Raw genomic sequence first — 8264 nt, 5'->3', positions numbered from 1 at the left:
AATTTTAGAACTTTCAGAAATAATAAATAAGCAGTCTAAGTTTCATCATGAAAACTCAGACTGCTTATCTTTTTAATTGGTAAAAGGATTAAATCTTTTCTCAAATTTTATCGTCGTACTTTGACCATGGCCTGGATAAATCGTCGTATCATCTGGTAATGAATATAAGTGGGTCTTAATTCCATTAATCAATTGATGATAGTCTCCTAAATATAAATCGGTACGGCCGATACTACCTTGAAATAGAGTATCGCCAGCAATCACAAATTTTTGATCTTCAAAAATATAGACAACGTGACCTGGACTATGGCCTGGAATATGAGCCACTCTAAAATGAAAGCTACCTACTTGCTGCTTCTTCATATCATCCGCTTGCCACACATGTTCAGCTGGACGTGCTACTACGGTTGGCACCGGCATATTAGCTGATAAATTTAAATTCGGATTTGACAAGTAATCTGCCTCGATCTGATGAACATAAGCTTCGATACCAAATTCATCGCGCAATTCATCGACTGATTCAATATGGTCAAAATGACAATGTGTCAATAAGATGGCTTGCGGTTGCCAATGATGACTTTTTATCCAATGAATCAACATTGGAGCACCCGCACCAGGATCAATAATCAGCGCTTCTTTCTTTTCATTAACAACGACATAAGTATTCTCACTTGCTATACCAACTGTTTGATAAAATACTTCTAACATCTCGTCCTCCTAGTCTTTTAAATAAATTCTTGGAACTCGATTACTAATACCACAAAATATTTCATAACTAATGGTGTCAACTTTTCGCGCTAATTCACTTGCATGATTTTCTAAATGTCCATCTTTACCAATTAAGGTCACAGGTGTACCAATCGGTAATGCTTCTGGCAGGCGAATCATCATCTGATCCATATTAATCGTCCCCACAATCGGACATGCAACCCCTCCAACGAGCACCTCAATCACTGAATAGCGTCTTAGCCATCCATCAGCATAACCTATCGGAATCGTTGCAATCCATTCATCGGTAGTTGTTGTATAGGTTGCGCCATAACTAATAGAATGTCCTTTCGGAACTTTTTTAGTATAAATAATTTCTGAAATTAATTGTAAAGCCGGTTGTAACTGACGTTCAAATTCTGGTAATTCCGCTAATGGTCGGTCTAATGGATCAATGCCATACATTCCAATCCCAAAACGAATAATATCCGATTTAGGTTCATAAGGATGCCACATCCCCATCGCTGTGTTAGCGAAATGCTTAAGCGGCACAGTGTCTGGTACTACCGCAATCAATTGTTGCCATTGTTCAAACTGATACTCAATATAGTCTTGCGGTCCACCTCCTGCAGTAGAAAAATGAGTAAATGCCCCTTCCCATTCAACCCAATTGAATGCTGATATATCCTCGATAAATTGTTCAACCTCAACGACGCTTCTTAACCCAATTCGTCCCATGCCCGTATCTAAAGCTAAATGGAATTTCAAATGATATAAATCCAATAGCGATAATTGATTGGTTGCTTCTAACTGCTGATAAGCAAGTCTAAAGAATTCACTATCGCTCACGGTAATCGTAATATTATAATGCAGTAATTCAGCAATTCCACGTGGGTCTGTTAAGCCTAGCACTAAAATCGGTACTTGACTCAGTCCATTCGTTCTTAATTCAATTGCTTCATCCACCGTTGCCACTAATAATCCTTTAGCTCCAGCTTCTAGGGCCGCTTTTGCCACTGGGACGGCACCATGCCCATAGGCATTGGCTTTTACTGTAGCATATAGTTTTTGTTCTGGTGTTAATTGGTCTAACATTAATCGAACATTATGTTGGATTGCATTTAAATCGACAATCGCTTCCGTTGGTCGATGTTCACTTGGTTCAAACATAGATTTCACCTCTTCGTAGTATGGTTATAATTGTAACATATTCAGCTCGTCTTAAAAAGTAGCTTCAGTATGATAGTGCTTCCCCTTAAAAAAGAAGGTTTGCTCAACACTTACCACGAAAATTTTATTAAAAAGTTTAAAGTGGACGCTTTCAATCATCATTTAAAGTTCAGCTTTTAACTTTGTTCATTGATAACTTGTCTTGGATTAGGATTGACTCTTCATCCCTATCGCTTTGTACGCCAAGCAACAATTGATCCAAGAAAAAAAGTTAGCTACTAGAAAATGTTAGCTACTAGAAAAACCGTACGTTACTCTAAATATTGAGTAAGTACGGTTTAATCACCTTTTCTTGGCCGACATTAAATAAAATTAATTGAGGAAGGAGGTTATTTGTGAATTAATAACAAAATCTGGTAAATCAATGATAACCGTCGCTGTTGCATAAGCTTTTGAATGGCTAATCGACACGATCACACTTTCTACTATCGGCCCTTCTACCACTTTAGGCGCACCCATTTCATTGGGGAGTACCACAATGTCGGTAAATTTTATTTTACCGATGCCAGTACCTAATGCTTTTGCATAAGCCTCTTTCACACTAAAACGACCGGCCAAAAATTCATATTGACGTTGCTCTTTCATATCCCGAAATAAAACTAATTCTTTTTCTGATAATATTTTAGTTGGAAATTGCGCATTACGTTCAACCGCTGCTGCTATTCGTTCAATTTCCACAATATCCGTTCCTAGGCGCATTTAAAATAACTCCATTTTAATCTTTTTTCATCATTTTAAAATTTTTATTGATATTCACTTTTTTAGAAGACTTGTTGCTTTTTCCTTGGTCTTTACCACGCGTGTTTTTATCAAATTTTGGATTTTTCTTTTTATCCTTACGTTTAAAATCTTGGTCACGGTCTTGACGACGGTCACGATTGCGTCCACCCTCACGGCGTTCTCCACCATATTTACCTCCATCGCGACGACTACCACCGTCACGACGACGATTATCTCTTCTGCCACCACGACCTTTATTACCCGATTTATAACCTTTTTTATGCTGAGCATTTGGTAATGGTCTTTGTGGTGAGATTTGTACTTCAATATTACTATTATCGTTAATAATCGTTCCTAATAAAGCAGTGACTAAGTCATTCGCTTGGTAATGTTCTAATAATAATTTTGCGGTATTACGATGTTGTTGTGCATTACCTTCTTCTAAAATTTCATTGACTTGATCAATTAACTGTTGAACTTGTCCCCATTGTGCCTCTTGGACGGTCGGTGGTTTCATTGGTGTCATTGCTTTTCGAGTTAATGTTTCAATCGTTCTTAAATATGGCATCTCATTTTGCGTGACAAAGGTAATTGAAGCACCTTCATTCCCTGCACGACCGGTACGTCCGATACGATGAACATAACTTTCAGGATCTTGGGTGATATCATAGTTATAGACATGCGTTACTCCAGAAATATCTAAACCACGTGCCGCTACATCCGTGGCTACTAATAGTTCAATTTCTCCGTTACGGAACTGATTTATAACAGTGGTACGTTTTTGTTGCGTAATATCACCATGAATTAATTCCGCATTAAATCCTCTTAAGGATAATCCTCGTCCTACTTCATCCACACGCTTTTTAGTACGACAGAAGACAATTGCTTGTTTGGGTGACTGTACATCTAATAAACGCGTTAGCACATCAAACTTTTCATCGTCACGACATTTAATAAAAAACTGTTCAATTAAGTCAGCAGTAATTTGTTTAGTTTCAATTTTAATATGTGCTGGTTCTTTTAAAAATTGATCGGCTAAATTACGAATTTCTTTTGGCATAGTAGCTGAAAATAGTAATGTTTGGCGTGTTTCAGGGGTCGTCTCAATAATGGCACGAATGTCGTCAATAAACCCCATATTCAACATTTCATCAGCTTCATCCAATACTAATGTTTGTAACTCATCTAATTTTAAAGCTTTACGACGCATCAAGTCTAAAATACGTCCTGGTGTCCCCACTACAATTTGAGGGGCATTTCGTTTTAAACGATTAATCTGATTCCCAATTGGGGCTCCGCCATAAACAACATAGACACGTGCTCTTTGCTCTTTCCCTAAACGGAATAATTCTTCTTGTACTTGAATCGCTAATTCACGCGTCGGTGCAATAACTAAGCCTTGAACCGATTGGGTTTGACTATTTAATTTATTTAACATTGGTAAACCAAAGGCCGCTGTTTTACCGGTTCCGGTTTGAGCTTGACCAATTAAGTCTTTTCCTTCTAATGCCACAGGCACAGCTTGTTGTTGAATCGGAGTCGGTTCTTCAAACCCTAACTCTTTAAGTGATGTTACTAATAATGGTGATAAATTTAATTCTGAAAATTTCAATATCTTCTTCCTTTTCTTGTCTTTAAGACTTCTTATTTAACATAGCTTACCCGTGATACCTATCATTTATTGTATCGAGCAAGAGATGTTATGGTGGGTAAGTTACAAATAAAAAAACCGCTTGGCGTAGAAATAGCAAAATGCGCTAGGTGCCATGCGGGTCAAACTTCCAAAGAACGGTTGACTTAATGATACATCGTTAACTTTCCATTGCTTAGATTAACACAAATAAGTTTGATAAACAAGTTATTTATAATTTAGCTAGTGAAAATTTGAAAACAATATGATTCAATTGAGTAATGCTTCATTATTTAGAAACTCGTAATGTCTTCTTCTTTTTTAGAAAATTAGCTTTTAACAGAGTAAAAAATTGGAATTTTCATGCGAAGGTAAGTCAATCGTTGATTCATTCAGTCAAACTATTGCTCGGTAATAATAAGCGCAGTGGTTAAGTAGCATCAAGCGGTGTCTTAAAGACTCATGTGATAGTTACTCCACTGCGCGACGGGGGGGATTAGACATATAGAAAATCATCTGATTGTCAACTTCTAGCCCTCTCCCATGTAATTCTTTATTTTCTTAACATATTATGTGTTTCGTGGCCAGTTAAAGCGGTAACGACTTTTAATAAATCCACCCCTAAACTCGATTTAACTAACACGACATCTTCCGGTTGAATATCACGTTGTAATAATGCAATTAACTCATCGTGATCCGATTCAACATAATATAATGCCTCTTGACTATACTCCGTTACTAACTCATTATATAAAGCTTTCATTTCCGTTCCAAATAAGTAGACACGGGCAATCTTATCTGGATCAATCGCCTCTTTAATACTTCGATGCAAATTAGCACTTTCAGAACCTAACTCTCTAACATCCCCTAAAACCGCTATTTTACGGCCAGTATGTTCCACAGGAACCGTTGATAAAGTTTTCAAAATGGCTTTCATTGAAGTTGGACTTGCATTATAGGCGTCATTTAATAAATCTGCTCCATTTAAAGTCTTAATCCATTCTAAACGATGGGCCGTTAATTCAAATTGAGCCAATTGAAAAATGGCTTGTTCCATTGGGATTTCTAAATGCTTGGCAATGGTTAAAGCAATCAACGCATTCGATACATTATAAGCGCCAATAACAGGTATCGTACTCACAATATTAGAATCGACATTTGTTTTAAAGAACGTTTTATTTTGTTCCTCAACTAAATCATAAGCATAAACATCATAAGAACTATCGAAACCAAAGCTATTGATTTGGATGGCTGGCGCTTTTTCATCTAATAATTCACTTATTAAGGGCTCATTACCTGGATAAACGAATAATCCATCCGGTTTTAACCCCTTTAAAATTTCCATCTTAGCTTGGGCAATCCCTTTGCGTGATCCTAAAAATTCTAAGTGACTTTCGCCAATTAAAGTAATGGCCGCAATATTCGGTTCTGCTATTTTGCTCAACACTTCAATCTCGCCAAAGCCACTCATTCCCATTTCAGTTACACAGACTTGCGTATCCTCTGGCATTTTTAGCAAAGTATACGGAACACCAATTTCATTATTGTAATTCCCTTGCGTTTTGTGGACACGATATTTAGCTGATAATGTTGAAGCGGTCATATCTTTAGTGGTAGTCTTCCCGTTACTACCAGTAATACCAATCACGATTGGATTGATGACCTGACGATAATAATGAGCTAAATCCTGTAATGCTTTTAATGTGTCATCTACTAAAATAATCGCAATCCGATCACTTGGCGCAGCCGATTCCTCTTTAGACCAAAATGTTGCTACAGCACCCATTTCAATCGCTTTTTCTACATAATCATGACCATCGGTTGCTCCTTGCAATGGCACAAATAATGATCCCGGGGTAATTTTTCTAGAATCAAATTCGACATTAGAAATCGAAATTGTGCGATCTTTTGCTGTGTAATCAATCGCATGAACGTGTTTTACAACGTCCATTAATTTTATCGGTTTCATCTTGTACCTCCACTAAAATCTGTCAGCAGTCAACGCTTTTTTTGCTTCAAAATGACGTAACCCTAACTGAATCAACTCTTCAACTAGGTCCCGAGTACCTAAGCCTGTTCCTTGCCATAGCACTGGATACATACTATATGGCGTAAAACCTGGCATGGTATTAATTTCATTGATATAAATATCGTTATTGGCCGTTACAAAAAAGTCGCAACGAGATAATCCACGCCCGTCAATTGCACGATACGCTAATAAAGCATACTCTTGAATTTTTTCAGCAACTGCTTCAGGTAATTCAGCTGGAATTTGCATTGAAACACTATTGTTTAAATATTTATTATCATAATCATAAAAACTTTGTTCTTTTACTAATTTCCCGACCACACTCACATGAGCATCAGCATTACCTAAAATCGCTACTTCCACTTCATCGGCATTAATTCCTTGTTCAACTACAATTCTAAAATCATATTTTAAAGCTAATTCAACCGCATTAGCTAATTCTTCAACATTTTCAACTTTACTAATCCCTACACTTGAGCCCATATTGGCTGGTTTGACAAACATTGGATATAGCAAGCTACCTTCACATTTCTTAATAAGCTCTTCTTTTGAATCGAGCCATGCTTGACGGTCAAATGCTTCAAATGGCACTTGAGGAATACCTACTTGGCTAAAAATATACTTACTTACTGTTTTATCCATGCCGGCTGCACTAGCTGTGACACCCGCGCCAACATAAGGCATATTTAACACCTCTAAAAAGCCTTGAATAGTACCATCTTCTCCATTTGGTCCATGAAGAGCTGGAAAGACAATGGTATCTTCTTCATAAATTGAACCTGGCTGAATCACTAATCCTGTTGAAGCGGTATCAGCATTTTGCGACCATTGAGCTGTTTCAGCCGCTTCTAAAATGAGTTCACCCGAAGTGCTAGGCGCTTCAGTTAAGGGAGCTCCTTTAATCCAAACCCCATCACGTCGAATAAAAATAGGTTGGACGTCGTAATAGTTATACATAATTTGTTGGGCAATATTGTGGGCTGAAATGACTGAGATATCATGTTCCGCACTTTGGCCACCATATAGTAAAATTATTTTCATATTTTCCTCCAAATGCATGCTAGTTAGAAATAAGTTCTACTTGCCAAATTTTTTCTTGATAATTATACACCAATTGACCGACTTGATCCGTCTGACTTTGATTAGAAGTTAAAAGTGTTAATTCATCTTCAATGATAAATAACGGTACAAACCACTGGCCAGCCATATCATAGGCTTGAGCAAAGTCAATTTTCAATCCTTTAGTAAATAATGGTGTTATTTGTTCTACAATGGCTTCCGGAACCGGCTTAGCGATTTCTTTCTTCTTAAAAAAGAAAGAGCGTCCTTCATTTAATAAATTTTGCATCTGCTCTTGTAACACTCTTTGAAATCGCAAATTAAAATGTTGGGAATAACGATAATAGGTTTTTATTAAGCCGTTCGGCAAGGTTAGAAACGCATAATTATTTTGTAATTTATAAAAAAAAGCTGATCTTAAGGTTTGATTTGCATGGAATAAATATAATATTTCTGCAATCTCATTAGGAGTTAATTGGTGCATCATACTGACACTTTCAAAATCCATCCAATTAGACACACGCACTTTTTCTTTGCGACAGTAATTCAAGTATTCTAAAACTTCTGGTTTCCCTCTTAATATCTTAAAGTTGGTTCTCACATCAAATTTCCCAAAATTAGAAGGCGCTTCTGACAATATCATATTATTGGGTACATATTTTGCCTCAAAATCTATCGGCAACAAATTAATTCCCCGTGTCATGATATGACTCGTTACCGAATCATAATGTACATACAAATTAATTCTCATTTTTTTGCCCCCCTTCTGGCTTTTTACCATGATATACAATCACCCTATATTCTACTCTCTTTTTTTATAAAGTTAAAGTATAATTCATTAATAAATCACTAAATTAACGCAAAAAAGGAGATGAAAGTTCTAAAATT

General features: G+C 36.8%; 7 protein-coding genes. All 7 read right to left on the bottom strand.

Annotated features, from left to right (window positions below; all coding sequences use genetic code 11):
• Positions 1–72: 72 nt before the first annotated feature.
• Entirely contained in the window at positions 73–708 is a 636-nt protein-coding gene (locus GSA01S_RS08285) for an MBL fold metallo-hydrolase (RefSeq protein ID WP_066126547.1), read from the bottom strand.
• A gap of 9 nt (positions 709–717) precedes the next feature.
• A complete protein-coding gene (gene alr / locus GSA01S_RS08280; RefSeq protein ID WP_066126545.1) occupies positions 718–1878 on the bottom strand; it encodes an alanine racemase in 1161 nt (386 codons plus the stop codon).
• 372 nt (positions 1879–2250) lie between these two features.
• The gene (acpS, locus tag GSA01S_RS08275) at positions 2251–2637 is read right to left on the bottom strand and encodes a holo-ACP synthase (protein ID WP_066126544.1); all 387 of its coding nucleotides are present in this window, start codon (positions 2635–2637) and stop codon (positions 2251–2253) included.
• A 16-nt stretch (positions 2638–2653) separates the two neighbouring features.
• Positions 2654–4270 carry a degradosome RNA helicase CshA gene (gene cshA / locus GSA01S_RS08270; protein ID WP_066126543.1) on the bottom strand — a complete coding sequence of 539 codons (1617 nt, stop codon included), beginning with the start codon at positions 4268–4270 and terminating at the stop codon, positions 2654–2656.
• Between the two features lie 571 nt (positions 4271–4841).
• On the bottom strand, positions 4842–6257 hold the full coding sequence (locus GSA01S_RS08265; RefSeq protein WP_066126541.1) for a UDP-N-acetylmuramoyl-tripeptide--D-alanyl-D-alanine ligase: 1416 nt from the start codon (positions 6255–6257) through the stop codon (positions 4842–4844).
• Between the two features lie 12 nt (positions 6258–6269).
• Positions 6270–7358, bottom strand: a complete 1089-nt coding sequence (locus GSA01S_RS08260) for a D-alanine--D-alanine ligase family protein (protein WP_066126539.1) — start codon at positions 7356–7358, stop codon at positions 6270–6272.
• Between the two features lie 19 nt (positions 7359–7377).
• Positions 7378–8127: a hypothetical protein gene (locus GSA01S_RS08255; RefSeq protein ID WP_066126537.1), complete on the bottom strand. Its 750-nt coding sequence runs from the start codon at positions 8125–8127 to the stop codon at positions 7378–7380.
• Positions 8128–8264 lie beyond the last annotated feature (137 nt).

It is taken from the genome of Globicatella sanguinis NBRC 15551 (assembly GCF_001552295.1).
Lineage (GTDB): Bacteria > Bacillota > Bacilli > Lactobacillales > Aerococcaceae > Globicatella > Globicatella sanguinis.
This window is presented reverse-complemented; position numbering and strand designations above follow the sequence as displayed.